The sequence below is a fragment of the Planococcus antarcticus DSM 14505 genome, from assembly GCF_001687565.2.
Taxonomy (GTDB): domain Bacteria; phylum Bacillota; class Bacilli; order Bacillales_A; family Planococcaceae; genus Planococcus; species Planococcus antarcticus.
In genome coordinates, this window is sequence record NZ_CP016534.2 from 17,401 (window position 1) to 44,212 (window position 26,812).

The window sequence follows — 26,812 nt, forward strand, 5'->3', positions numbered from 1 at the left end:
ACGGAGGTATTCAAATACGTGAAAAATTTTTTTAATAAAGGATTACTCATAGCGTTATTGCTTGCATTCACTGCGCCCGCTATTTTTCCGCAGCAAGCACAAGCGGAAGAATCGTTAACTATAATGGCAGAAGCCGCTATTTTGGTGGATGCTGAAAGTGGCAAAATTCTTTACGAAAAAAATGCTGAGACGCCTTTAGGAGTTGCCAGCATGACCAAGATGATGACGGAGTATTTATTATTTGAGGCGATTGAAGAAGGGAAGATTACGTGGGAGCAGGAATATCAAGTGACGGATTATACGTATCGGATTTCTCAGGACATGCGCTTGAGCAATGTGCCGTTTCGTGAAGATGGTTCTTACACCATTAAAGAAATGTATGAAGCAATGGCTATTTTTTCAGCCAATGCAGCAACGATCGGCATCGCCGAGACGATTGCAGGGACGGAAAGTGAATTTGTCCGTTTAATGAACGAAAAAGCGAAGGAAATGGGCTTAGAAGAAACGACTTTCGTCAATTCGACAGGTCTCAGCAATTCAAGTTTGATGGGCAGGCATCCCGAAGGCACGAAAGAAACGGATGAAAACATCATGCCGGCACGTTCAGTTGCCAAATTGACGAAAATTTTGTTGGACGATTACCCTGAAGTGCTAGAAACAACAAAAATTCCGGTAAAGCTTTTCCGTGAAGGAACGGCAGACGAGACACGGATGGAGAACTGGAATTCAATGCTTCCTGGATTGATTTATGAATACGAAGGTATGGACGGATTGAAAACCGGTAGTACGGATTTTGCTGGTTACTCGTTTGCAGGAACGGCGAAGCGTGATGATACGCGTTTCATCGCTGTAGTCATGGGAGCGGTGGATAATAAAGGCGCAGGTTCGTATAAAGCTCGTTTTGATGCAACTCGTGCTTTATTCGATTATGGTTTCGGACAGTTTACTACAGAAGAAATTATTCCGGCAGGGTATCAGTTTGAGGGACAGGAAACTCTTACTGTTGAAAACGGTGTAGAGAAAGAAGTTGCAATTGCGGTTAAAGAGCCGGTGACCATGATGATTCGGACTGCCGATAAGGAATTGCATCAGCCAGAATTGCTGCTGGACGATTCAGTAGTGCAGGATGGTAAGCTCGAAGCGGATGTAGAAAAGGATTTAGTGGTAGGAACGCTTGAGCTGAAAAAAGCGGAAGGCGTGGAATATGGCTATTTAAGTGGCAGTTCAAATAAGGTTAAGGTGGCGACTACTGAATCTGTGGAACGTGCCAGTTGGGCTGCCTTGTCGATGCGGAATGCCGGAGAATTTTTATCGTCTCTTTGGAATGATGCAGGTACTTTTGTAAAGGAGTTATTTTAATAGGAAAAGCCATTCATCCGAAAAGATGAACGGCTTTTTTTATTGGATTTCCCAGCATGCCATCAATTCAATAACTCCCGAGTGAATTTCTTCTTCGGAGAGACCACCGAATCCAAGAACGATTTTTGGATATGCACCGGATTTTTTGTGTACATCATAAGAGTGCAACCCCGTGACACGGATGCCGGCTCCTTTAGCGCGCTGTACCAGCTCCTCTTCGCTCAACGAGGTTTGAATGGTCAGAACGATGTGCATGCCTGCCTGTTCGCCAGAAACCGTAACAACGGGAGAGAATAAAGCCAGAGACCAACTCAGTTGTTTGATTTTCTTCTGATACAGCTTACGCATACGATTCAAGTGACGCGCGAAATGACCGTCTTTCATGAATTTGGCGACTAGTTGTTGATCATGTCTTGGTACCGAAGAAGAGTAATGAAGAAAAGTTTGCTGATACGCCCGCAGCAGTCGTTTAGGTAAGACCATATAAGCGAGACGTAGAGAAGGCATGAGTGATTTAGAAAAAGTACTAATGTAAATAACTCGGTCACTTAAATCCATGCTTTGTAACGCGGGAATGGGTCGGCTAGTGTAACGAAATTCGCTGTCATAATCGTCTTCGATAATATAGCGGTTTGGTTTAGCTACGGCCCAGTTCAGCAATTGTGCTCGTTTGGTAGCACTCAAGACAGAGCCTGATGGAAATTGATGTGAAGGCGTAACGTACGCGACATCTACATTAGATGCTTCTAATTGACTAACATGGATGCCGTCTTGTTCAAGTTCGATCGGGATAGACTGGCGGTCGTGATGGCTGAAAATGCTATGAGTCAATGCATAGCCAGGATTTTCGTAGCCATAAACAAGTTTTTTGTCGAGTAGACGGATTAGCAGGGGCAATAATTGTTCTGTCCCGGAACCGATGACGATTTGATCTGCATCACAGACAACTCCACGGGACTGATACAAATAACGGGCAATTTCCTGGCGTAAGGCGTCGTCTCCTTGAGGATGCCCAGATAGCAATAAATGATGGTTAGAGTCATCCAAAATATCACGCGTCAGTTTGCGCCAAGTTAAAAATGGAAAAGAGCGTGTATCGATACTGGCAGAGTTGAAATCTATTTTGTAAGTAATGGTTTCGTTGATGACAGGCTCGTCATGCGGAATATCCAGATACGCAAGTTCTTCGACTGGCTGAGCATAAAATCCTTTACGTGGCCTGGACTCAATAAACCCTTCAGCGACGAGCTGAGAATAGGCAAGTTCGACGGTCGTTTGGCTAATTTGCAGATAATCCGCTAATTTTCGCTTGCTTGGCAATTTGGTATCTACGCCGATTGTGCCGTCTATGATGGCTCCTTTTATTTCTCGATATAACTGTTTATATAATGGGGTTTGTGACTGTTTTTGAAGTTGAAACATAAGCATGTCCATTTGAATTCCTCCAACTGACCTTATTGAATTGAATAGAACTGAGTCTTTTCATATGGTCAATCTCTATTATACTGAATTTATTAACAAATAGGGGGAATTAGTAAATGAGTCAACTTGGAACAGATCGCGTAAAAAGAGGAATGGCCGAAATGCAAAAAGGTGGAGTGATTATGGATGTGGTCAATGCGGAACAAGCACGTATTGCGGAATATGCAGGTGCAACGGCTGTAATGGCACTAGAACGTGTGCCATCGGATATTCGCAGAGACGGCGGAGTGGCACGTATGGCAGATCCACGCATTACGGAAGAAGTGATGAAGGCTGTATCGATTCCGGTCATGGCGAAAGCCCGTATTGGACATATTGTGGAAGCTCGTATTTTAGAAGCGATGGGTGTCGATTATATCGACGAAAGTGAAGTATTGACGCCTGCAGATGAAGAATTTCATTTGTTAAAAAACCAATACACGGTACCGTTTGTCTGTGGTTGCCGGAACTTGGGCGAAGCTGCCCGCAGAATTGGTGAAGGAGCTTCTATGCTGCGCACGAAAGGTGAACCGGGTACGGGCAATATTGTCGAAGCGGTCCGCCATTTGCGTCAAGTAAATGCAGAAGTGCGAAAAGTGATTGCGATGAGCGAAGACGAATTAATGACAGAAGCGCGCAACCTTGGAGCTTCTTATGAGTTCTTAAAAGAAGTAAAAAGCTTGGGCCGCTTGCCGGTTGTTAATTTTGCAGCGGGTGGTATTGCAACACCAGCAGACGCTGCATTGATGATGGAGATTGGAGCAGACGGCGTATTCGTAGGTTCGGGTATCTTCAAATCAGATAATCCAGAACGGTTTGCCCGTGCGATTGTCGAGGCTACTACACATTACCAAGACTACAAATTGATTGCTGAGCTATCGAAAGATCTTGGTATTGCCATGAAAGGCATTGAAATTTCAACGATAGCTGCCGGCGAACGTATGCAAGAGCGGGGCTGGTAAGAATGAAACGAGTTGGAGTCCTTGCTCTGCAAGGGGCAGTTCGTGAGCATATCCAGTCGATTACAGCATGTGGAGCCGAAGCTGTTTCTGTAAAATGGCCGAAGGATCTTGAGAGCTTGGATGCTTTGATCTTACCAGGTGGCGAGAGTACGACGATGCGCCGACTGATTGATCGCTACGGTTTGATGGAACCGCTGCGGGAGTTTGCTGAAACAGGAAAGCCGATGTTTGGCACGTGCGCGGGATTAATATTGCTAGCAAAAACCGTGATTGGTAGAGAAGAATCGCATTTAGGTGTTATGGATGTTGCAGTTGAACGGAATTCATTTGGCCGGCAAATAGATAGCTTTGAAGCGCCCCTTACTATTAACGGCATCGAAGGCGCTTTTGAAGCAGTTTTTATCCGGGCTCCGCACATTGTCAGTGTCGGACCACATGCTGAAGTGTTGTGCATGCATGACGGAAAAATTGTCATGGCAAAGAGTGGTCATTTTCTAGGTTGCTCGTTCCACCCAGAATTGACAGAAGACCACCGAATTACTGCATATTTTTTGAGTATGATCGGCGATAAGTCAGACCTTCTCTTGCCAAAGACATCAACTTATAGTAAAGTATGATTAATTTAAAAGACGAAACGTTGATGGGAAGTAGTAAAATGAGTGTTTTTCTAAAGAGAGCCGGTGGTTGGTGTGAACCGGTGAAAAACGCGTTTGAATCCACCCCGGAGTTGCATGGTGAAAAAAAGCCATTGCCGGTTTAAATGCCGTTATGTGATGAAGAGGATTGGCTTTATGCCGATCAATCAGGGTGGCAACGCGGGTAGCTCTCGTCCCTTTCAAGGGATGAGGGCTATTTTTGTTGTCTTTTTTTATTTTAAAATTTTGAGGAGGAAAACAGTATGTTGGATATTCGTTTTGTACGTGCCAATTTTGAAGAAGTAAAAGCAAAGCTTGGAAAGCGCGGAGAAGATATTTCAGTGCTTAATGATTTTGAAGGGTTGGATTCAAAACGCCGTGAATTAATCGCGCAAACTGAAAAATTAAAAGCAGAGCGCAATGAAGCGTCTCAACATATCGCAACGATGAAACGTGCGAAAGAAAATGCAGACGAAGCCATTGCCAAAATGCGTGAAGTTGGCGAAGCGATCAAAGCGATTGATGAAGAGTTGAAAGAAGTAGAAGAAAGATTGAACTACATCATGATGCGTGTACCGAATATTCCACATGACAGCGTGCCGTTTGGCGACTCTGAAGACGACAATGAAGAAATCCGTACGTGGGGCGATAAACCAGAATTTGATTTCGAAGTTAAACCGCATTGGGATTTAGGGACTGATTTGAACATCATTGATTTTGAACGTGCAGCGAAAGTGACAGGAAGCCGTTTTGTCTTTTACCGAGGACTCGGGGCACGTCTAGAGCGCGCACTGATCAACTTTATGATGGATCTTCACCAAGAAGAGCACGGTTATGAAGAAATGTTGCCACCTTATATGGTCAACCGTGAAAGCTTGACGGGCACAGGTCAATTACCGAAATTTGAAGAAGATGCATTTCTGATTGAGAAGGAAGATTACTTCTTGATTCCGACTTCTGAAGTGCCAGTGACAAACTTCTATCGCGACGAGATCCTGACAGCGGATATGTTGCCACAGGCCTTTGCTTCTTTCAGCGCGAATTTCCGCTCTGAAGCGGGTTCTGCGGGGCGCGACACGCGAGGACTAATCAGACAGCATCAATTCAATAAAGTCGAGCTGGTGCGCTTTGTGAAGCCTGAGGATTCTTATAACGAACTGGAGAAACTGACGGGCCATGCTGAGAAAGTGCTTCAGCTTTTAAGGCTTCCATATCGTGTTTTGAAGATGTGTACCGCAGACCTTGGCTTCACAGCCGCCAAGAAATACGATATCGAAGTCTGGATTCCAAGCCAAGAGACATACCGGGAAATTTCTTCTTGCAGTAATTTTGAGGATTTCCAAGCAAGACGCGCAAATATCAAATTCCGCCGTGAAACAACCGGTAAGCCTGAATTCGTCCATACACTGAATGGCAGCGGACTGGCAATTGGTCGCACTGTGGCAGCGTTACTAGAAAATTGTCAGCAAGCAGACGGTTCAATCCATATTCCAGAAGTGCTACAGCCTTATATGGGTGGTAAAAAGACCATTGGATAAGGTAAGTTCAATTTTTTTCTACACTTCTTTTAAGTAACAGATCGACCTAATAAAAAAAGACTCAAAAGCAATTTGCTTTTGAGTCTTTTATTTGGAGAAAAGGGGTAAAGAGAAGTTAAGGAGATCGAGTGAAGGAGTTGTTTTTATGGAAAACCTGAGCTTTCAAATTATAGAAACAAACGGCATCAATCTTCATATAGCTGTAGCGGGACCAGCAGATGGACCGTTAGTTATTTTGCTACACGGCTTTCCGGAATTTTGGTTTGGTTGGAAAAATCAAATACAACCTTTAGCGGAAAAGGGATACCGGGTCGTGGCGCCTGACCAGCGCGGCTATAATTTGAGTGATAAGCCAAAAGGAATCGATAATTACACAGTGGATTATTTACGCGATGATGTTATCGGCATCATAGAGCATTTTCAAAAAAAAACGGCTATTATTATCGGACATGATTGGGGCGGTGCAGTAGCTTGGCATTTAGCGGCCACGCGGCCCGAGTATGTAGAAAAATTGATTGTCTTGAACATTCCGCATCCAAAAGCGATGCCAAAAGTACTCAAAAAAAATCCATTGCAATGGATGAAGAGCTCCTATATTGCCTTTTTCCAATTGCCCAATCTGCCTGAAAAAGCTCTTGGCATGGGAGAGTTTAAAGCCATGCAGCAAGGTATCGAACAGTCTAGCAACCCGAACGCTTTTTCGAAAAATGAAATCGAACAATATAAAGCGGCGTGGTCACAGTCTGACGCATTAACAGCAATGCTGAATTGGTACCGGGCAATCAGGAGAGGCAGCTTCAGGCAGGTGCCTGATACGAAAGTCAAAGTACCGGTTAGAATTATCTGGGGAGTGGGTGATCAGTTTCTGTCTCCCATGTTAGCAAAAGAAAGTATGTCTTTTTGTGACGAAGTCAATTTGGCATTTGTCGAAGAAGCGACTCATTGGATCCAACATGAGCAACCAGAAATCGTCAATCGCTTGATTGAGCAATTCATCAGCGAATAAAAGCGGAAGACCCAGTTATAGGGTCTTCCGCTTTTGTTTTTTTGCTTCTCGGAGATTTCGGAAAAATTGTGTTAGCAGCTGTCCGCATTCTTCAGCAAGGACGTTTTCGGTGACTTGGCATTGATGATTAAAGCGGTCATCGTTCAGCAAGCGGTATAAGGAATCCACACTGCCGGCTTTCGCGTCTCGCGCTCCGTATACGACATGTGGAATCCGAGATTGTAAAATGGCGCCTGCACACATCGGACAAGGCTCTAACGTAACGTAAATCTTGGTGTCTTCCAACCGCCAGTTGCCCATATTTCGGCAAGCTTCCTGGATGGCTAAAAGCTCGGCGTGGGTAACAGCATCTTGCGTCGTTTCCCGAAGATTATGAGCACGCGCAATCACCTGATCTTTGTAGACAATAACAGCACCAATCGGTACTTCCCCTTTAGCTCCTGCTTTGTTTGCTTCTTCGATTGCTAATCCCATATAAAAATGATCTTTTTCTATTCCGTTCATGTTGCATCGCTCCTTAAATCTAGTGTAGCATTTTCTTGCAATTAAATGAGTGAGGCAGACAAAAATCGCAGAACAGCGTAAAATAGAGAAACGAGAAACTAACGAGGAGAGTGATTGAAGAGTGAAACAACATAAAAAGGAAAAAAAGTTGCATTTTACTCTGCGATTTATCTTTATCTTTATAGGCGCCACGATGGCAGCTGCCGCTATCGAATTATTTTTGGTTCCTAATTCGATCATTGATGGTGGGATTATCGGGATTTCTCTGATCTTAGATTATTTAACCGTAATTCCTTTTGGGATATTGCTGGTCGTCATCAACTTACCATTTTTATACTTTGGTTATAAGCATATTGGTCGGAATTTTTTCATCTCATCTATTTTTGCTATTATTGCGTTAGCTTTGATTGAAATTCCAATGCACAAGATCGAACCTTTTGTGGAAGATCCGCTTCTTGCTACTATATTTGGTGGTCTGCTTCTCGGAGCAGGTGTCGGGGTTGTCATCCGCAACGGCGGTGCACTTGATGGAACGGAAATTCTAGGGATTTTATTGACGAAAAAACTGCCGTTTTCGGTTGGCGAATTTGTTATGTTCTTCAATGTCTTTATCTTTGGATGGGCTGCATTTGTTTTAGGAATGGAGCAGGCGATGTATTCGATTTTGACATATTATATTGCTTCTAAAACCATTGATGTGGTCATTCAAGGTTTGGACGATACAAAAGCAGTGTTGATTGTGTCGGAAGAGTATGAAGAAATTGGTTCGGCCATTAACGATCGCCTTGGTCGAAGTTTTACGAAACTGCATGGCCAAGGAGGCTACCTCAATTCTCCAAAAGATGTCATTTATGTAGTAGTCACTCGTCTTGAACTCACAAAGCTCAAACAAATTGTCGCAGACATTGATTCTAAAGCTTTTTTAACGATTATGGCAACTCAAGAAGTTCATGGTGCGACCTTTAAAAAACCAATTCATTAATAAATCTGCCGGTTTTTCACTCTACTTTTAACAAGATTGATGTGTTAAAATAAATGGCATTGCAATTTACTTGAAACGAAAAAGGAGGACTTCGCATGCCGGTGCCATTCATCACGGTAGAAGGTCCGATCGGTGTAGGCAAAACGTCGCTGACGAAAGCGCTTGCCGATCAAAATCAATTTCAGTTATTAAAAGAAATTGTTGACGAAAACCCATTTTTAAATAAATTCTACGAAGATATAGAAGAATGGAGCTTCCAGACAGAGATGTTCTTCCTGTGCAATCGCTATAAACAATTGGCGGATATCCAGAAGAAGTTTATCTCGAAACGTGAACCGGTTGTCGCAGATTACCACATTTTCAAAAACCTCATTTTTGCGAAGCGTACATTGCCAGAAGCTGAATACGTTAAATACGAAGCCATTTATAAAATTTTGACGGTGGATATGCCGAAACCGAATATGGTTATCTACTTACATGCTAGCCTGGATACTTTGATGAAACGCATAAAGCTTCGGGGGCGTGAATTTGAAAAAATGATCACACCGGAATACATGGAGCAACTGGCAGCTGATTACCACGAGTTCATCGAACGCTTTGAAAGAGAGCATCCAGAAATTCCTGTACTGCGTTTTAATGGTGATGAAATCGATTTTGTCCAAAATAATAGTGATCTTCAACTGATCCTGGATAAGGTGGATGGAACTTTACAAAAGAGGAGTTTGACCTTATGAATCTACGAGAAAAATATGGCATTCCACAGAATGCGGTAATTACAATAGCTGGCACAGTGGGGGTTGGGAAATCCACGATGACTAAAGCTTTAGCTGATGCGTTGCAATTCCGTACTTCTTTTGAAAATGTCGATACTAATCCGTATTTGGACTTGTTTTATGACGATTTTGAGAAATGGAGTTTCCACTTGCAGATTTATTTCCTGGCAGAGCGTTTTAAAGAACAAAAGCGGATGTTTGAATATGGTGGTGGATTTATTCAAGATCGTTCGATCTATGAAGATACGGGCATTTTCGCGAAAATGCATTGGGATAAAGGCACGATGAATAACGTAGATTACGAAACCTATACTAATCTATTTGAAGCGATGGTCATGACGCCTTATTTCCCACATCCTGATTTGCTGGTTTACCTGGAAGGCTCGATTGAGGACATTCTTTCACGTATTCAGGAACGCGGCCGCGTAATGGAGCAGCAGACACCAGTGGATTATTGGCTGGAAATGCATCAACGCTACGAAAGCTGGATCAATTCTTTTAATGGATGTCCGGTATTGCGTTTAAATATTAACGATTATGACCTGATGAACAACCCGGAGTGTTCCGAACAGATCGTGGAGCGCATCGGGGGCTTTATGCAACAAGCTTCCATACTACGTAAATAAAAATAGACATGAAAAAACCGGAAAGCCAAAGCTTTCCGGTACTCTATATCGAAATAATCAGACATACAAGTGTTAAGAAAAATTCGTTACTTGCGTAACGAATCCAATCTCGAATTTATATGCGCGTGTAAATTCAAAAAATGGAGGAGGAAGAGGGATTCGAACCCCCGCGGGATTTGACTCCCCTGTCGGTTTTCAAGACCGATCCCTTCAGCCAAACTTGGGTATTCCTCCGTGTAAGACAAGAACAAATTTATCATGAATGAATAATCGCTGTCAACAGTTTTTCGCGTTTTTTCAAATTCATCGATAAAAAAACTATTCAATATGGCGAAATAGGCCAATTTAAAAAGAAATTATCATTGAATGAAGGTTACTGATTGATTTTTTAGCAATTAATTCGTATACTAGTAAATGCCGTGCTAGGTGGGAAGATAGCGGTGTCCTGTAACCTGCAATCCGCTTTAGCAGGACTGAATTCCTTTCTGAGGCTGTCTGCATGTAAGGTCTGCCTCTTGCACGTAGTGTTGACATCTGGGTCCTGCGCAATGGGATCCCATGAACCATGTCAGGTCCGGAAGGAAGCAGCATTAAGTGGAATATTCCATGTGCCGCGGGATCGCCTAGATCGAGCCAGCGACAAGGGTAACGCTTATGTGCAGCAGTCGAAGAAAGGTGCACGGCAATAATATATAAATTCAAACCTGTCCGCTCTCGAAGCGGACAGGTTTTTTATTGTTTTATTCGCGGAATCGTCACGTGCTAGTCGGGGAAATCGTTCAGAAAGACCCGGCTTTTATGGTATAATGATAGGATAAAAAACAGATTAGTTAAAAGGAGAGAGCAAGTTGGCGTATCAAGCTTTTTACCGTGTTTACAGACCACAGTCCTTTTCTGATATGACAGGCCAGATACATGTCAAACAAACCCTTCAAAACGCTCTCCTTTACAATAAGACGACACATGCTTATTTGTTTTCAGGGCCTAGAGGGACAGGGAAGACCAGTGCGGCTAAGATATTTGCCAAAGCGTTGAATTGTGAGCAGGCTCCGGCAGCCGAACCATGCAACGAATGTGCGTCCTGCAGAAGCATCAACGAAGGATCCAATACAGACGTCATTGAATTTGACGCAGCTTCCAATTCGCGTGTCGAAGAGATGCGGGAGATTATCGAAAAAGTCCGGTTTTCACCGGCGAACTCACGCTTTAAAATCTACATCATTGATGAAGTGCACATGCTGTCGAACAGTGCCTTCAATGCATTGTTGAAAACATTGGAAGAGCCGCCGGAGCACGTGGTCTTCATTTTGGCGACAACAGAGCCGCATAAACTGCCATTAACGATCATTTCCCGTTGCCAGCGCTTTGACTTTAAATCTCATACGCAAGTGGACATCGTGTCGCGTATGGTGGAAGTGTTAACGGATGCGAAAATTCCGTATAATGAACAAGTACTTAAAATCATCGCTCAGGCTGCCGCTGGCGGAATGCGTGATGCACTGAGTCTGTTGGATCAAGTGGTGTCTTTCAGTGGTGACGAGATGACGGTTGAAGACGCCCTGCTTGTCACAGGCTCCATCAGCCAAGATATGTTCTATGGCATTGCAGAAGCACTGCTTGCCAAAGATATTGGTCAGGCATTGACGTTGCTGGAAAAGTTGGTGCGCGACGGCAAAGACCCCGTGCGACTGGTTGAGGATTTCATTACTTTCTTTCGAGATCTGCTGTTGATCCAGACAGCGCCTGACCTTCACGATATGTTAGAGTTAGCGACGCATGAACCACGCTTTGAAGAGCTGGCCAAGCGTTTTGAGCCAGCAACGCTTTACACCTGGATTGATGTCCTTTCCAAAACACAGCAGGAAATGCGGTTTTCGAACCATACAAAAATTTATATGGAAACAGCATTGCTGAAAATGGCCCAGGCCGATGTGCCGGTCCAAAGTACAGCTTCTGCGGTATCGCCTGAGCTTGAAGCAAAAGTCATCCAGTTGGAAAATCTGGTGCGTGAACTGCAGCAGCAAGTTAAAAATGGCGCAGTCAGCGGTGCACAGGCAACGCCGACTGAGCAGAAAAAACGCCAGCGCGCACAAAGTAGCTTTAAAATACCGACAGGACGTATTCAGGACGTCTTGAAAAATGCCACTAAAGTGGATATTCAAGCCATCAAAACCAATTGGTCGACAGTAATGAGCCAATTGCAACGGTCCCATTCGGCTTTATTGAATGAAGCAGAGCCAGTAGCGGCATCAGCAGATGCATTTGTGTTAAAATTCAAGTATGATATTCATTGCCAGATGGCTTCTGAAAACCAGACCTTTGCTGCGACATTCAGCCAGTTGCTGGAGCAGTACGCAGGCAAAGCTTATACACCGGTTTTTGTTCCGGACGCCAGTTGGCTGAAAATCCGTGAAGAGTTTATCAAAAAGAGCGGATCGAAGGCAGGCACTGAAGAAAAACAGTCGGAGGCTGAAGAAGAAAATCCGTTTTCAGGTGAAGGAGCTGTAGCGGAAGAAGACCCGTTCATCTCGGAAGCCGAACGTCTTTTCGGAAAAGACTTTGTCGAAGTTCATGATGATTAAAATGAAAATTCTAAGGAGGAACTAATTATGCGCGGTGGAGGAAATATGCAAGGCATGATGAAGCAAATGCAAAAAATGCAAAAAGAGATGGCAGTTGCCCAGGAAGAGCTAGGAACATTGAAGTTCGAAGGAGCATCTGGCGGCAGTATGGTTAAAGTCACTGTATCCGGTCATAAAGAAGTGTTAGATATCGTACTTGATCCTACAGTAGTAGATCCAGAAGATGTTGAAATGTTGCAGGACCTTTTGGTTGTAGCGACAAATGATGCGTTTAAAAAAGCGGATGATCACGCGAATTCCACAATGGGGAAATTCACGAAGGGTTTGAACATGCCAGGAATGTTCTAGGAGGCAATAACTATGCATTATCCGGAACCCATTTCGAAATTAATGGAGAGTTTTATGAAACTGCCGGGAATCGGGCCAAAGACAGCGGCCCGTCTGGCGTTTTTTGTGCTTGGCATGAAAGAGGATACGGTGCTTGATTTTGCTAAAGCCTTGGTGGATGCGAAACGGAACTTGAGCTTCTGCTCGGTATGCGGCCATATTACTGATGTGGATCCGTGTCATATTTGCCAGGATCAGCAGCGTGATCGTACGACAATCTGTGTGGTCCAAGATCCAAAAGACGTAATCGCAATGGAGAAGATGCGCGATTATAAAGGTTTGTATCATGTTTTGCAGGGAGCTATTTCTCCAATGGATGGGATTGGTCCTGAAGACATTAACGTTCCGTCTCTATTGAAGCGTCTTCAAGATGAAGAAGTAGAGGAATTAATTTTGGCTACGAACCCGACAATCGAGGGAGAAGCGACCGCGATGTATATTTCCCGTCTCGTCAGACCTTCAGGAATCAAAACTACTCGGATTGCCCATGGGCTTCCTGTAGGTGGCGATTTGGAATATGCGGATGAAGTAACTTTATCGAGGGCATTGGAAGGTCGGCGCGAACTTTAATGATGGAAATAATAGCTAGGAAATTTTCTAGCTTCTTAATAAATAGGGAACATTCTGATTAATTATGTTTCGTATATAGTTGTCAGTGGAGATGGTATTGTCTTTTTATAGAAAAAAGAAGAGAAAGAAGTCGAGTGAAGTGGCTTTCCAAAGCTCTTTGTTTGATTTCTTTTTTAAATTCTTCTTATAGAAGGGAACTGAAATTTAGCGGTGAATGTTTTACGAATATAACTTTATTCGCCAAAAGTGTTGACAGCAAGAAGTGTATGCTTTAATATCATAGGAGTCGCAAAGAACGACAGCAACAATGCGAATAACTTGAACCTTGAAAACTGAACAGCAAAACGTCAACGAAAGACGTCACGAGCACTTCGGTGCGAGAACGACTTTTGCGAAGGTTGCCACCGGCAATTGGAGCAGAGTTGTTCATCTACTCGGTGTTCGTGACTACAACTTACTGATCAGCTTTGTGCAGATCAAGCCATCTTCGGATGGTGCCAGCAACAACTAGAGCAGTCAAATGTTCTCTATAATGGAGAGTTTGATCCTGGCTCAGGACGAACGCTGGCGGCGTGCCTAATACATGCAAGTCGAGCGGAACCAGAGGAGCTTGCTCCTTCTGGTTTAGCGGCGGACGGGTGAGTAACACGTGGGCAACCTGCCCTGCAGATCGGGATAACTCCGGGAAACCGGTGCTAATACCGAATAGTTTGTCGCCTCTCCTGAGGCGGCACGGAAAGACGGCATCTCGCTGTCACTGCAGGATGGGCCCGCGGCGCATTAGCTAGTTGGTGGGGTAATGGCCTACCAAGGCGACGATGCGTAGCCGACCTGAGAGGGTGATCGGCCACACTGGGACTGAGACACGGCCCAGACTCCTACGGGAGGCAGCAGTAGGGAATCTTCCGCAATGGACGAAAGTCTGACGGAGCAACGCCGCGTGAGTGACGAAGGTTTTCGGATCGTAAAACTCTGTTGTGAGGGAAGAACAAGTACCAACTAACTACTGGTACCTTGACGGTACCTCACCAGAAAGCCACGGCTAACTACGTGCCAGCAGCCGCGGTAATACGTAGGTGGCAAGCGTTGTCCGGAATCATTGGGCGTAAAGCGCGCGCAGGCGGTTCTTTAAGTCTGATGTGAAAGCCCACGGCTCAACCGTGGAGGGTCATTGGAAACTGGAGAACTTGAGTGCAGAAGAGGAAAGTGGAATTCCATGTGTAGCGGTGAAATGCGTAGAGATGTGGAGGAACACCAGTGGCGAAGGCGACTTTCTGGTCTGTAACTGACGCTGAGGCGCGAAAGCGTGGGGAGCAAACAGGATTAGATACCCTGGTAGTCCACGCCGTAAACGATGAGTGCTAAGTGTTAGGGGGTTTCCGCCCCTTAGTGCTGCAGCTAACGCATTAAGCACTCCGCCTGGGGAGTACGGCCGCAAGGCTGAAACTCAAAGGAATTGACGGGGGCCCGCACAAGCGGTGGAGCATGTGGTTTAATTCGAAGCAACGCGAAGAACCTTACCAGGTCTTGACATCCCGCTGCCCGGTGTAGAGATACGCCTTTCCCTTCGGGGACAGCGGTGACAGGTGGTGCATGGTTGTCGTCAGCTCGTGTCGTGAGATGTTGGGTTAAGTCCCGCAACGAGCGCAACCCTTGATCTTAGTTGCCAGCATTTAGTTGGGCACTCTAAGGTGACTGCCGGTGACAAACCGGAGGAAGGTGGGGATGACGTCAAATCATCATGCCCCTTATGACCTGGGCTACACACGTGCTACAATGGACGGTACAAAGGGCTGCAACCCCGCGAGGGCAAGCCAATCCCAGAAAACCGTTCTCAGTTCGGATTGCAGGCTGCAACTCGCCTGCATGAAGCCGGAATCGCTAGTAATCGTGGATCAGCATGCCACGGTGAATACGTTCCCGGGCCTTGTACACACCGCCCGTCACACCACGAGAGTTTGTAACACCCGAAGTCGGTGAGGTAACCCTTGTGGAGCCAGCCGCCGAAGGTGGGACGGATGATTGGGGTGAAGTCGTAACAAGGTAGCCGTATCGGAAGGTGCGGCTGGATCACCTCCTTTCTAAGGATAAATTCGGAACCGAGGTTTTCTCGGGGTTGACGTTTTGCGTTCAGTTTTGAAGGTTCACCTTCAGGCGGCAACGCCTTTTTTTGTGACTTTCAATCTTGTTCTTTGAAAACTGGATAAAACGACATTGAAACAAAAATGAAGCAATTCATGTACGCGTGGCACTTGGTGCCACAACTTTTTAATTAACCATTGGTTAAGTTAGAAAGGGCGCACGGTGGATGCCTTGGCACTAGGAGCCGAAGAAGGACGGCACTAACACCGATATGCTTCGGGGAGCTGTAAGTGAGCTGTGATCCGGAGATTTCCGAATGGGGGAACCCACTGTCTTTAATTGGGCAGTATCCATGTGTGAATTGATAGCACATGAGAAGGCAGACCCAGGGAACTGAAACATCTAAGTACCTGGAGGAAGAGAAAGCAAATGCGATTCCCTGAGTAGCGGCGAGCGAAACGGGATCAGCCCAAACCAAGAGGCTTGCCTCTTGGGGTTGTAGGACACTCTATACGGAGTTACAAAAGGCAGGATTAGGCGAAGCGACCTGGAACGGTCCGCCACAGCGGGTAATAGCCCCGTAGCCGAAAACCCTGCCCCTCCAGAGTGGATCCTGAGTACGGCGGAACACGTGAAATTCCGTCGGAATCCGGGAGGACCATCTCCCAAGGCTAAATACTTCCTAGTGACCGATAGTGAACCAGTACCGTGAGGGAAAGGTGAAAAGCACCCCGGAAGGGGAGTGAAATAGATCCTGAAACCGTGTGCCTACAAGTAGTCAAAGCCCGTTAATGGGTGATGGCGTGCCTTTTGTAGAATGAACCGGCGAGTTACGATTGCATGCAAGGTTAAGCTGAGAAGGCGGAGCCGCAGCGAAAGCGAGTCTGAATAGGGCGACAGAGTATGCAGTTGTAGACCCGAAACCAGGTGATCTACCCATGTCCAGGGTGAAGGTAAGGTAACACTTACTGGAGGCCCGAACCCACGCACGTTGAAAAGTGCGGGGATGAGGTGTGGGTAGCGGAGAAATTCCAATCGAACCTGGAGATAGCTGGTTCTCTCCGAAATAGCTTTAGGGCTAGCCTCAAGATAGAGAATCCTGGAGGTAGAGCACTGTTTGGACTAGGGGCCCATCCCGGGTTACCGAATTCAGACAAACTCCGAATGCCAGTGATTTATGCTTGGGAGTCAGACTGCGAGTGATAAGATCCGTAGTCAAGAGGGAAACAGCCCAGACCACCAGCTAAGGTCCCCAAATATCCGTTAAGTGGAAAAGGATGTGGCGTTGCTTAGACAACCAGGATGTTGGCTTAGAAGCAGCCATCATTTAAAGAGTGCGTAATAGCTCACTGGTCGAGTGACACTGCGCCGAAAATGTACCGGGGCTAAACGGATTACCGAAGCTGTGGATGGATCTCTTCGGAGATCCGTGGTAGGAGAGCGTTCTAAGGGCGTTGAAGTCAGACCGGAAGGACTGGTGGAGCGCTTAGAAGTGAGAATGCCGGTATGAGTAACGAAAGACGGGTGAGAATCCCGTCCACCGAATGCCTAAGGTTTCCTGAGGAAGGCTCGTCCGCTCAGGGTTAGTCGGGACCTAAGTCGAGGCCGATAGGCGTAGACGATGGACAACAGGTTGATATTCCTGTACCACCTCCCCGCCGTTTGAGCAATGGGGGGACGCAGAAGGATAAGGAGAGCGTGCCGTTGGTTGTGCACGTCCAAGCAGTGAGGCGTGGAATGAGGCAAATCCCATTCCTGATACGTTGAGCTGTGATGGCAAGAGGTTTACCTCAGAGTCCCTGATTTCACACTGCCAAGAAAAGCCTCTAGCGAGGCGGGAGGTGCCCGTACCGCAAACCGACACAGGTAGGCGAGAAGAGAATTCTAAGGTGAGCGAGTGAACTCTCGTTAAGGAACTCGGCAAAATGACCCCGTAACTTCGGGAGAAGGGGTGCTCTGGTAGGGTGAATAGCCCGAGAGAGCCGCAGTGAATAGGCCCAGGCGACTGTTTAGCAAAAACACAGGTCTCTGCAAAACCGTAAGGTGACGTATAGGGGCTGACGCCTGCCCGGTGCTGGAAGGTTAAGGGGAGTGCTTAGCGCAAGCGAAGGTGCGAACTGAAGCCCCAGTAAACGGCGGCCGTAACTATAACGGTCCTAAGGTAGCGAAATTCCTTGTCGGGTAAGTTCCGACCCGCACGAAAGGCGTAACGATCTGGGCACTGTCTCAACGAGAGACTCGGTGAAATTATAGTACCTGTGAAGATGCAGGTTACCCGCGACAGGACGGAAAGACCCCGTGGAGCTTTACTGTAGCCTGATATTGAATTTTGGTGCAACTTGTACAGGATAGGTAGGAGCCTTAGAGCCCGGAGCGCCAGCTTCGGAGGAGGCGTCGGTGGGATACTACCCTGGTTGTATTGAAATTCTAACCCACATCCCTGATCGGGATGGGAGACAGTGTCAGGCGGGCAGTTTGACTGGGGCGGTCGCCTCCTAAAGAGTAACGGAGGCGCCCAAAGGTTCCCTCAGAATGGTTGGAAATCATTCGCAGAGTGTAAAGGCAGAAGGGAGCTTGACTGCGAGACGTACAGGTCGAGCAGGGTCGAAAGACGGGCTTAGTGATCCGGTGGTTCCGCATGGAAGGGCCATCGCTCAACGGATAAAAGCTACCCCGGGGATAACAGGCTTATCTCCCCCAAGAGTCCACATCGACGGGGAGGTTTGGCACCTCGATGTCGGCTCATCGCATCCTGGGGCTGTAGTCGGTCCCAAGGGTTGGGCTGTTCGCCCATTAAAGCGGTACGCGAGCTGGGTTCAGAACGTCGTGAGACAGTTCGGTCCCTATCCGTCGCGGGCGCAGGAAATTTGAGAGGAGCTGTCCTTAGTACGAGAGGACCGGGATGGACACACCGCTGGTGTACCAGTTGTTCTGCCAAGGGCATCGCTGGGTAGCTATGTGTGGCCGGGATAAGTGCTGAAAGCATCTAAGCACGAAGCCCCCCTCAAGATGAGATTTCCCATTGCGCAAGCAAGTAAGATCCCTCAAAGACGATGAGGTAGATAGGTTCGAGGTGGAAGCGTGGCGACACGTGCAGCTGACGAATACTAATCGATCGAGGACTTAACCAAACAATGTATCATGAAGGAATTTCAATGGGTCAATGTCGTTTATCCAGTTTTGAGTGAACAAGCACTCAACCAAATAGTCCAGTGATGATGGCAAAGAGGCCACACCCGTTCCCATCCCGAACACGGCAGTTAAGCTCTTTTGCGCCGATGGTAGTTGGGGGTCTCCCCCTGTGAGAGTAGGACGTCGCTGGTCTGTTTTTAATTTTTCATACTAATTTTTTTGAACGACGAATATTTAACTAAATAGTCCAGTGATGATGGCAAAGAGGCCACACCCGTTCCCATCCCGAACACGGCAGTTAAGCTCTTTTGCGCTGATGGTAGTTGGGGGTTTCCCCCTGTGAGAGTAAGACGTCGCTGGGCACATTGAAACAAGTCGTTACCGATTCCGGTAACGGCTTGTTTTTTATTTCCAAGAAACATCAATGGGCATTTCGGAATCTTCACAGTCTTTCTGTTTCAAAACCGCTGCTCTCAGCTGAAGTTGCTATAATGGGAGTAATCAATCAATGTGAGGATGGAAATTTATGACCCAACGACGTCCGATAGTAGATGCATTAATACAGCATCAAAACAGAGAGCCTATTTCTTTTCACGTGCCGGGGCATAAGCACGGAATTTTATCGGGGTTGCCGAAAGAAATCCAATCGGCACTTCATTACGATTTGACTGAACTGACAGGTCTGGATGATCTTCATTATCCGGAAGAAGCGATTAAAGATGCGCAGCTTTTATTAGCGGAAGCTTATGGCGCAAAGGAAAGCTTCTTATTGGTCAATGGTTCCACTGTGGGAAATTTGACAATGATCCACGCAGTCTGTAAAGAAGGGGATGTGGTGATAGTTCAGCGCAATTCCCATAAATCGATTTTTCATGCCCTGGAGCTTGCACGTCTGCGCCCGGTTTACGTATCGCCGCAATGGGATGAGGAATCCATGACAGCTGCTGGAGTGCCTCTCAAGGCAATGGAAGCCGCAATAGAGGCATATCCGGAAGCGAAAGCAGTGGTACTTACATATCCTAATTATTATGGAATGGTTTCCGATGAACTACGGACCATCATTGCTTTATGCCATAAAAAAGACATGCCAGTTCTGGTGGATGAAGCGCATGGCGCCCATTTCCAGGCAGGATTGCCGTTTCCAGTTTCGTCTTTGGTACTCGGTGCGGACGTGGTGGTTCAGTCTGCTCATAAAACCTTGCCAGCGATGACGATGGGGTCTTTTTTACACGTTGGTAGTAATCGAGTAAGCGTAAAGAAAATCCAAAAATACTTGCGTATGTTTCAATCGAGCAGTCCATCGTATTTGATCCTGGCTTCTTTGGATGATGCGCGCTCTTATCTTCAAAATTATTCACAACCAGACATTCGGGTGTTCATTGAAAAACGTGCTCGTTTTCTTAGTAGTCTGCGGATGATTCCGTATTTAACTGTGGTGGAATCTGATGATCCGCTGAAAATTATGTTGAGGGTCGATCATCATAGCGGCTACCAGCTGAAACAGCAGCTGGAACAAGCGGGGATTGAGGTGGAGCTGGCTGACCTTTTTCAGGTACTGCTGATCTTGCCTCTATTGAAGCAATGGCATGCGTATCCGTTTGCGGAAATCCGCAGCCGGTTGAAAGTAGCAGTATTGGGGCTTGAAAGGGAAGCAAGACAGGAAACAAAGCTTATGGTGCAGCAACAGCTTGATGTGACGGTTCCTGAACTGTCTTTCGAGGAAATCGATTTGGCTGATCAAGAGTGGATTTCTTATACACAAATCATTGGACGTATTGCGGCGGGTATGGTGATTCCATATCCGCCAGGCATTCCACTGATGGTGGCCGGTGAAAAGTGGACATTGACCAAAGTGGAAGAGCTGATGAATTACTTGGCTTCGAAAGCGCAGATCCAAGGCGACCACCGGCTAGAATCAAAGCAATTGCCGGTACTCCAACAAGGAGCACCAGAGAATAAGTAAATCGCAAAGGGGGTATACTGTAGCATCATTTAAATGGAATAGAATGTGGGGGATTTTCATGGATCAAGAAAAATATGCAATCATTGATATCGGTTCGAATACCATTCGTCTTGTTATTTATACACGGGACAAAAGTGGACGTTTTACAGAAAGTGAAAACGTTAAGGCGGTTGCTCGTCTCCGTAACTATTTAAATGAAGAAAATATTTTGGAACGTGAAGGAATTGAGATACTTCTCAAGACTTTACAGAGTTTCCAGGAAGTCACCCGACATCATCAACTGAAGGCGATTAAATGCGTGGCTACAGCAGCTGTTCGCCAAGCGGAAAATCAGGATGAAATTATGGCAGCGGTCGAAAGCGAAACGGATTTTACCATGCGTATCCTGTCCGAATTCGAAGAGGCAAACTACGGTTATCTGGCAGTCGTCAACTCGACGCCATTTGCCAGCGGCATCACAGTGGATATTGGTGGGGGCAGTACGGAAATTACGTATTTCGATAATCGCCAGTTAATATACTTTTATAGTTTCCCGTTTGGTGCGTTGTCTTTAAAACAACAGTTTATCCAAGGAGACACGCCGACAAAAGGGGAATTGCGTGAGCTACGATCGTTTTTGAAAGAACAGTTTGACCAATTAGAATGGCTGGCCGACAAACGGCTACCTTTAATTGGCATCGGGGGAAGCGCTCGGAATATGGCACAAATCCACCAGGAACATATCGAATACCCTTTTTCTGGAGTTCACCAGTACGTGATGAGTAAAGATGATGTAGAAGAAGTGAATGGCTTATTGAAATCTTTGGAGTTTTCGGAGTTACAAAGGCTTGAGGGCTTGTCGAAGGACCGGGCAGATATCATCATTCCAGCAGTTGAAGTGTTTCGCTATTTGATGGAGTTTATTGATACAAAACAATTTGCCCTCAGCAGAAAAGGATTGAGAGATGGCGTTTTTTATGAAGAAACGACTAAGGATTTCGATTTATCGGTATTTCCCAATGTCGTGGAAGAAAGCTTTCACGAACTGGCCATCGACTATGACATCAATCTGATTCACGCGTTCCACGTCACCAACAGTGCATTGTTGATTTCAAAAGAATTAGAAGAGGTGGGCTTGCTTTCACTAGAGGAAGAAGATTATAAACGCTTGAAGTTGAGCAGTGCTCTTTACAATTTAGGAAGCTATATCGATTCGGAGTCCAGCCACCAGCACACATTTTATTTACTAAGCAACCGGACTATTGATGGCTTATTGCATAAAGAACGGGTCATTGTTGCATTGATGGCTTCGTTTAAAAATAGAGAAATCTTTAAGCGCAATGTTGCTCTTTATGAAAAGTGGTTTGGCAAGGATGAATTGGCTAAATTCAGCTTGTTAGGTGCCATTATTAAACTAGCTTATAGTTTGAATGCTACGAAACGTGACATTGTAAAGGCTATTGAACTGGAAGAAAAAGACGAGGAACTTATTTTTTCTGTTCAATGCAGTGAAGATTGGAAACCAGAGCAATACCAAGTGGAGAAGCAGAAAAAGCATTTGGAAAAGCAATTGAAGAAAACGATTGATTTTAAATTTTACAAATAATTAACATTGTGAAAGCCATATCCAGCTCTTTTAAAAGATAGATAATGATACGATAAAGACAAACTTCGATCAGGGAGGTATTTTTCATCGCCTACTGATAACTAGTTAATTCGGAGTTCCCACTTGCATAGGTGGGAGTCTTGTTGCCTGTTAGAGCGGAATGACAGAATGAATTATAAGTAAAAGGTGGAGTCAAAATTGGAACCAATGAAAAAAAAGAATGCGGAACTCAGGCAACCTACTTATTACAATAACCGGGAATTGAGCTGGTTGGCTTTTAATGAACGTGTCTTACAAGAAGCCTTGGATAAACGGAACCCTTTGCTGGAACGATTTAAGTTTTTGGCGATTTTTAGTTCCAATCTGGACGAATTTTTCATGGTCCGTGTTGCAGGACTACAAGATCAGGTGAAAGTCGGATTTACGAAACCCGAAAACAAAGCCGGAATGACGCCGAAGCAACAATTAAATGAAATTGCGATGAAGACACACCGATTAGTGTACTTGCAGTACGAGACTTTACAAAATAATTTATTGCCAAAGCTTCAAAAAGAGCATGTGGAATTTGTAAAGATGACGGATTTGAGTGCGGATCAATTGGTTGTAATGGAAAAACATTTTGAGGATCATATCTTTCCTGTGCTGACACCGATGGCAATCGACGCGTATCGGCCTTTTCCGATGCTACTGAATAAAAGCATCAATTTAGCGGTGGTGCTGGAAGCCGAAGTGGACCAGGTGGAAGAAGGACAGAAAATTGCCATCGTCCAGGTGCCTTCCGTGCTAGAGCGGTTTGTTCGTCTGGATTCCAAAAAAGGTAGCCACAAGCTGATTTTATTGGAAGACGTCATCGGGTTCTTTATTCGCAAGCTTTTTCATGGCTTCAAGGTGATTTCGGTGTCTGTGTTCAGGATTACACGCAATGCCGACATGACCATCCATGAAGAAGGAGCGCGTGACTTGCTGAAGGAAATTGAAGAAGAGCTCCGGAAACGAAAATGGGGAGCAGCTGTCCGCCTGGAAATTCAGCAGCCCGGATTTGATCCGGCTATTTTAGATTACTTGACTGATGAATTAGAAGTCCATAAAAAAGATGTCTATGCAATTGAAGGATTTTTGGATTTGACGGTCTTTTTCAGTTTTTATAAAAAAATGGCACCGATCTGGGAGCATTTGGTCTTTGAAGGAAAAGTATCGCAGTTGCCGGTAGGTATGAAGAACGGCAAGGATATCTTCCAAAAAGTCAGTGAGCAGGATGTTTTTCTCCATCATCCATATGAATCGTTTGAGCCAGTTGTCCAATTCATCTTAGAAGCAGCTGATGATCCTGATGTGCTGGCCATCAAACAAACTCTTTACCGTGTCAGCGGCGATTCACCGGTTATCAAGGCCTTGAAAAGAGCAGCAGAAAATGGCAAGCAGGTAACGGTGCTGGTTGAATTGAAGGCCCGTTTTGACGAGGAAAACAATGTTCAATGGGCAAAAGAGTTGGAAAAGGCGGGATGCCATGTGATTTACGGGATGACACACCTGAAGACGCACAGCAAAATCACCTTGGTCGTCCGGAAAAAAGAGGATAAGATTGAACGATTTGTTCATTTGGGCACCGGCAATTACAATGATCAGACGGCCAAAATCTATACAGATATGAGTTTGTTCACTTCTAAAAGGCAGTTTGGAATCGATGCCACCAACTTTTTCAACTATTTGAGCGGCTATACCGAAAAGCCGGAGTTCAATTATTTATCGGTGGCGCCTTTTACAATCCGGACAGATATCATTGACTTGATCGATGCTGAAATCCGTTTCCAGAAAAAGCAGGGCAATGGCCGAATTGTTGCGAAAATGAATTCATTGACGGATAAAATCATTATTATGAAATTGTATGAAGCTTCAAATGCTGGAGTAAAAGTAGATTTAATCGTCAGAGGAATCTGCTGTCTGCGCCCTGGAATTCCAGGGGTCAGTGAAAATATTCAGGTGCGCAGCATCGTCGGTAGCCTGTTGGAGCATAGCCGTGTCTATTTCTTCAATGATAATGGCAAAGGCAAGATTTTTTTGTCTTCGGCGGATATGATGACCCGGAATTTGAACAACCGCATCGAAATCCTGTTTCCTATTATCGATGAAGATATCAAAGAACAAGTCAAGAGCATTTTGGAGCTAGGGCTTGCTGATAATGTCAAAGCCAGGCAACAGGATGCTGACGGGGTGTATCATTACGTACCGCGAAAAAATGATGAGCCGGTAATAGACAGCCAAATGGAACTGTTCCGCAGGGCATACCAAGTAGCAGAAGATGAGGAATGATAAGGCAGCCATTCATTTTCATGGGGAGATGGATGGTTTTTTTATTGGTCACTACAAAATAAGAGCCGTTTCGTGTATAGTATAAAGAGTTTAAAACAGTAGAATATGATTAATTTCATGGAATAAGGTGAATGGCAAAATGAGTTATTTGATCAATCTGGAAGGCGGAGAAGGATCGGGCAAGTCGACGGTGCTGAAAATGCTGGCAGATGAGCTGAAGGAAAAAGGATTTTCTGTTGTCTGTACGCGGGAGCCGGGTGGCATCGATATTGCCGAACAAATCCGTAATGTAATCTTGAACCGGGAAAACACTGCGATGGATGCACGGACAGAAGCTTTATTGTATGCTGCGGCAAGAAGGCAGCACTTAGTTGAAAAGATCATTCCGGCACTCGAAGCGGGAAGCATCGTCCTGTGCGACCGTTACATCGATTCGAGCCTGGCTTATCAAGGATATGCACGTGGTCTTGGAATGGAAGAGATTTTCGCCATCAATAAATTTGCCATCGATGATTACATGCCGGAACTGACTCTTTATTTCGATGTTAATCCGAAAGTAGGATTGGCTCGGATTGAACGGGATACAGACCGGGAAATCAACCGTTTGGATGTTGAGTCGATGAAGTTTCACTACAAAGTTAGAGAAGGTTATCTTTTGCTGTTGAGTCAGAACTCGGAGCGCATTCGCTTGATTAATGCAGAGAATGAGCTAGATATCGTTTTTGCAGATGCATTGGAAACGATTGTGCGTTTTATAGAAGAACGTCAAGCGACAGCTGATCCTTCTTAGGATCAGCTGTCTTTTTAGAAGGACTTTTTTTTCGGGAAAGAGCTGGAAAGATATGCAGTGTATATCTTTGTTCATGTTATACTTGTATATAAGAAAGACAAAAAGGAGTGAGTGCTGATGAAACTCGTAGTAGCAGTTGTACAGGACCAAGACAGTAACCGATTATCCAATGCGTTAACGAAAAATGATTTCCGGGCTACAAAACTTGCCAGTACAGGAGGGTTTTTGCGCTCAGGGAACACGACCTTTTTAATTGGTGTAGAAGATGAACTCATACCGAAATTGTTGGATTTGATTCGTGAAAATTGCCGATCTCGTGAACAGATGGTTGCACCCGTATCACCGATGGGCGGCAATGCCGACTCGTATATTCCCTATCCAGTAGAAGTTGAAGTAGGCGGAGCGACTATTTTTGTTCTGCCGATCGAACAGTTTCATCATTTTTAATCAATAAGGAAAAAACTGGTTTCCCGCGATAAATGGCAGACTTGTCTGCCACCCAGCACTATAAATAATACCCGTGCCCCATTCGGAACACGGGATTTTTTAAAAAGTCTGAAGGTGGAAGTAATGCAAAAAACAACGGATGAACTTTTGGAAATGCAGCCGGTGGTGATGAAGCGACTTCAGGGCGCCTATGCGAAAGACCGTTTGGCGCATGCTTACTTGTTCGAAGGTCCTACCGGCTCAGGCAAAAAAGAAATTACTCATTTCTTCGTCAAGCTCCTGCTGTGCGAAACGCCTGTGCAAAATGTTCCATGTGAAACATGTCGGAGTTGCCAGCTTTACAATTCTGGCAACCATACGAATGTTATTTTCATTGAGCCAGAGGGTCAAAACATTAAAATCGATCAAATTCGTGAATTGATTTTTAGATTGAATAAAACCGGGCTGAATACAGGCCGTAAAATATACGTGATTGAGCAGGCGGACCGCATGAATAATTCTTCTGCTAACGCTTTGCTGAAGTTTTTAGAAGAGCCAGAATTCAACGTCACCGCGATTTTATTGACGGAACGATTAAATGCGCTCATGAGCACAATCCGTTCCCGCTGCCAATTGATATCGTTCCAGCCACTGTCACGGCCGAAACTGATGGAAAAATTGATGGCGGATGGAATGACTGAATCGATGGCCGCAACCGTCAGCATGTTGACTCAAAGCGAAGAAGAAGCTAATGCTTTGAGCCAGGATGAACAATTTGCACAAGCCAGAAAAACAGTATTGAAGCTGGTGGAAGTGGCTGGCAGCAATGTCCATGAGGCGCTTTTGATGCTTCAAGCTGAATGGCTGCCGTTATTTAAAGAAAAAGAAGATGCCGAAAGAGGTCTGGACATGTTATTATTTGCATATCGGGACATCGCTTCGGTAAAAGCAGGTCTTGAAACTGCACGAACATATCCAGACATGGAAGAAATTTGGAAGCAGATGGCTCTCCAGCGTTCCTTTACGGTATTGTCCAAGCAGTTGCAGGCCGTCTTACGGGCCAAACAACAATTGCCGCGCAATATGAATCGAACGCTGTTGATGGAGCAGTTAATGCTGAATCTGCAGGAGGGGTAGCA

The 26,812-nt window shown here is 45.4% G+C and carries 19 protein-coding genes, 1 tRNA gene, 4 rRNA genes, 1 other RNA gene and 1 other annotated feature; of the genes, 22 read left to right on the top strand and 3 right to left on the bottom strand.

Annotated elements, in window-relative coordinates:
* Nucleotides 1-18: 18 nt before the first annotated feature.
* Complete coding sequence (locus BBH88_RS00060; RefSeq protein ID WP_006829490.1) at nucleotides 19-1,359, top strand: serine hydrolase; 1,341 nt, start codon at nucleotides 19-21, stop codon at nucleotides 1,357-1,359.
* A gap of 39 nt (nucleotides 1,360-1,398) precedes the next feature.
* Here BBH88_RS00060 and pdxR read toward each other — a convergent pair whose 3' ends face one another.
* Nucleotides 1,399-2,793 (bottom strand): MocR-like pyridoxine biosynthesis transcription factor PdxR, encoded by a 1,395-nt coding sequence (gene pdxR, locus BBH88_RS00065; RefSeq protein WP_006829491.1) that lies wholly within the window; start codon nucleotides 2,791-2,793, stop codon nucleotides 1,399-1,401.
* Between the two features lie 104 nt (nucleotides 2,794-2,897).
* Between pdxR and pdxS the strand changes: the two genes are divergently transcribed.
* The 4 genes from pdxS to BBH88_RS00085 all read left to right on the top strand — a co-directional run bounded on the left by pdxS (nucleotide 2,898) and on the right by BBH88_RS00085 (nucleotide 6,961).
* Nucleotides 2,898-3,782, top strand: coding sequence for a pyridoxal 5'-phosphate synthase lyase subunit PdxS (pdxS, locus tag BBH88_RS00070; RefSeq protein ID WP_006829492.1), 885 nt, complete (start codon nucleotides 2,898-2,900; stop codon nucleotides 3,780-3,782).
* Between the two features lie 2 nt (nucleotides 3,783-3,784).
* Entirely contained in the window at nucleotides 3,785-4,399 is a 615-nt protein-coding gene (gene pdxT / locus BBH88_RS00075; protein WP_006829493.1) for a pyridoxal 5'-phosphate synthase glutaminase subunit PdxT, read from the top strand.
* Between the two features lie 11 nt (nucleotides 4,400-4,410).
* Nucleotides 4,411-4,619: a binding site (T-box leader), on the top strand.
* A gap of 61 nt (nucleotides 4,620-4,680) precedes the next feature.
* Nucleotides 4,681-5,955 (top strand): serine--tRNA ligase, encoded by a 1,275-nt coding sequence (gene serS, locus BBH88_RS00080; protein WP_065536334.1) that lies wholly within the window; start codon nucleotides 4,681-4,683, stop codon nucleotides 5,953-5,955.
* A gap of 145 nt (nucleotides 5,956-6,100) precedes the next feature.
* A complete protein-coding gene (locus BBH88_RS00085; RefSeq protein ID WP_006829495.1) occupies nucleotides 6,101-6,961 on the top strand; it encodes an alpha/beta fold hydrolase in 861 nt (286 codons plus the stop codon).
* 15 nt (nucleotides 6,962-6,976) lie between these two features.
* On the opposite strand, the gene tadA is transcribed toward BBH88_RS00085, so the two are convergent.
* On the bottom strand, nucleotides 6,977-7,465 hold the full coding sequence (tadA, locus tag BBH88_RS00090) for a tRNA adenosine(34) deaminase TadA (protein WP_006829496.1): 489 nt from the start codon (nucleotides 7,463-7,465) through the stop codon (nucleotides 6,977-6,979).
* Nucleotides 7,466-7,586: 121 nt separating this feature from the next.
* Here tadA and BBH88_RS00095 point away from each other — a divergent pair, with 121 nt between their 5' ends.
* The 3 genes from BBH88_RS00095 to BBH88_RS00105 all read left to right on the top strand — a co-directional run bounded on the left by BBH88_RS00095 (nucleotide 7,587) and on the right by BBH88_RS00105 (nucleotide 9,846).
* Nucleotides 7,587-8,447: a YitT family protein gene (locus BBH88_RS00095; RefSeq protein ID WP_006829497.1), complete on the top strand. Its 861-nt coding sequence runs from the start codon at nucleotides 7,587-7,589 to the stop codon at nucleotides 8,445-8,447.
* A gap of 95 nt (nucleotides 8,448-8,542) precedes the next feature.
* Nucleotides 8,543-9,181 (top strand): deoxynucleoside kinase, encoded by a 639-nt coding sequence (locus tag BBH88_RS00100; RefSeq protein WP_006829498.1) that lies wholly within the window; start codon nucleotides 8,543-8,545, stop codon nucleotides 9,179-9,181.
* Complete coding sequence (locus BBH88_RS00105; protein WP_006829499.1) at nucleotides 9,178-9,846, top strand: deoxynucleoside kinase; 669 nt, start codon at nucleotides 9,178-9,180, stop codon at nucleotides 9,844-9,846. The genes BBH88_RS00100 and BBH88_RS00105 overlap by 4 nt, the downstream gene beginning before the upstream one ends.
* A gap of 141 nt (nucleotides 9,847-9,987) precedes the next feature.
* Here the strand turns inward: BBH88_RS00105 and BBH88_RS00110 are convergent.
* Nucleotides 9,988-10,080 (bottom strand) — tRNA-Ser (locus BBH88_RS00110).
* 183 nt (nucleotides 10,081-10,263) lie between these two features.
* Between BBH88_RS00110 and ffs the strand changes: the two genes are divergently transcribed.
* From ffs to holB, 14 genes are all read left to right on the top strand, one after another.
* Nucleotides 10,264-10,529: signal recognition particle sRNA large type (ffs, locus tag BBH88_RS00115), an RNA gene on the top strand.
* A 165-nt stretch (nucleotides 10,530-10,694) separates the two neighbouring features.
* Complete coding sequence (dnaX, locus tag BBH88_RS00120) at nucleotides 10,695-12,428, top strand: DNA polymerase III subunit gamma/tau (protein WP_006831004.1); 1,734 nt, start codon at nucleotides 10,695-10,697, stop codon at nucleotides 12,426-12,428.
* Between the two features lie 27 nt (nucleotides 12,429-12,455).
* Nucleotides 12,456-12,776 carry a YbaB/EbfC family nucleoid-associated protein gene (locus BBH88_RS00125; protein ID WP_006831005.1) on the top strand — a complete coding sequence of 107 codons (321 nt, stop codon included), beginning with the start codon at nucleotides 12,456-12,458 and terminating at the stop codon, nucleotides 12,774-12,776.
* A gap of 12 nt (nucleotides 12,777-12,788) precedes the next feature.
* Nucleotides 12,789-13,385, top strand: coding sequence for a recombination mediator RecR (gene recR / locus BBH88_RS00130; RefSeq protein WP_006831006.1), 597 nt, complete (start codon nucleotides 12,789-12,791; stop codon nucleotides 13,383-13,385).
* A gap of 529 nt (nucleotides 13,386-13,914) precedes the next feature.
* Nucleotides 13,915-15,466 (top strand): 16S ribosomal RNA (locus BBH88_RS00135).
* Between the two features lie 200 nt (nucleotides 15,467-15,666).
* Nucleotides 15,667-18,598: ribosomal RNA gene (locus BBH88_RS00140) — 23S ribosomal RNA — on the top strand.
* Nucleotides 18,599-18,675: 77 nt separating this feature from the next.
* Nucleotides 18,676-18,791: ribosomal RNA gene (rrf, locus tag BBH88_RS00145) — 5S ribosomal RNA — on the top strand.
* A 54-nt stretch (nucleotides 18,792-18,845) separates the two neighbouring features.
* A 5S ribosomal RNA gene (gene rrf / locus BBH88_RS00150) occupies nucleotides 18,846-18,961 on the top strand.
* The 16S, 23S and 5S rRNA genes sit together here, the layout of an rRNA operon.
* A gap of 164 nt (nucleotides 18,962-19,125) precedes the next feature.
* Nucleotides 19,126-20,562 carry an aminotransferase class I/II-fold pyridoxal phosphate-dependent enzyme gene (locus BBH88_RS00155; RefSeq protein WP_006830736.1) on the top strand — a complete coding sequence of 479 codons (1,437 nt, stop codon included), beginning with the start codon at nucleotides 19,126-19,128 and terminating at the stop codon, nucleotides 20,560-20,562.
* A gap of 58 nt (nucleotides 20,563-20,620) precedes the next feature.
* On the top strand, nucleotides 20,621-22,147 hold the full coding sequence (gene ppx / locus BBH88_RS00160; protein WP_006830737.1) for an exopolyphosphatase: 1,527 nt from the start codon (nucleotides 20,621-20,623) through the stop codon (nucleotides 22,145-22,147).
* 207 nt (nucleotides 22,148-22,354) lie between these two features.
* Nucleotides 22,355-24,457 (top strand): RNA degradosome polyphosphate kinase, encoded by a 2,103-nt coding sequence (locus BBH88_RS00165; protein ID WP_065537333.1) that lies wholly within the window; start codon nucleotides 22,355-22,357, stop codon nucleotides 24,455-24,457.
* Between the two features lie 139 nt (nucleotides 24,458-24,596).
* Nucleotides 24,597-25,247: a dTMP kinase gene (tmk, locus tag BBH88_RS00170; RefSeq protein ID WP_006830739.1), complete on the top strand. Its 651-nt coding sequence runs from the start codon at nucleotides 24,597-24,599 to the stop codon at nucleotides 25,245-25,247.
* 117 nt (nucleotides 25,248-25,364) lie between these two features.
* Nucleotides 25,365-25,694: a cyclic-di-AMP receptor gene (locus BBH88_RS00175; RefSeq protein WP_006830740.1), complete on the top strand. Its 330-nt coding sequence runs from the start codon at nucleotides 25,365-25,367 to the stop codon at nucleotides 25,692-25,694.
* A gap of 123 nt (nucleotides 25,695-25,817) precedes the next feature.
* Nucleotides 25,818-26,810: a DNA polymerase III subunit delta' gene (gene holB / locus BBH88_RS00180; protein ID WP_065536333.1), complete on the top strand. Its 993-nt coding sequence runs from the start codon at nucleotides 25,818-25,820 to the stop codon at nucleotides 26,808-26,810.
* The last annotated feature ends 2 nt before the right edge of the window (nucleotides 26,811-26,812 follow it).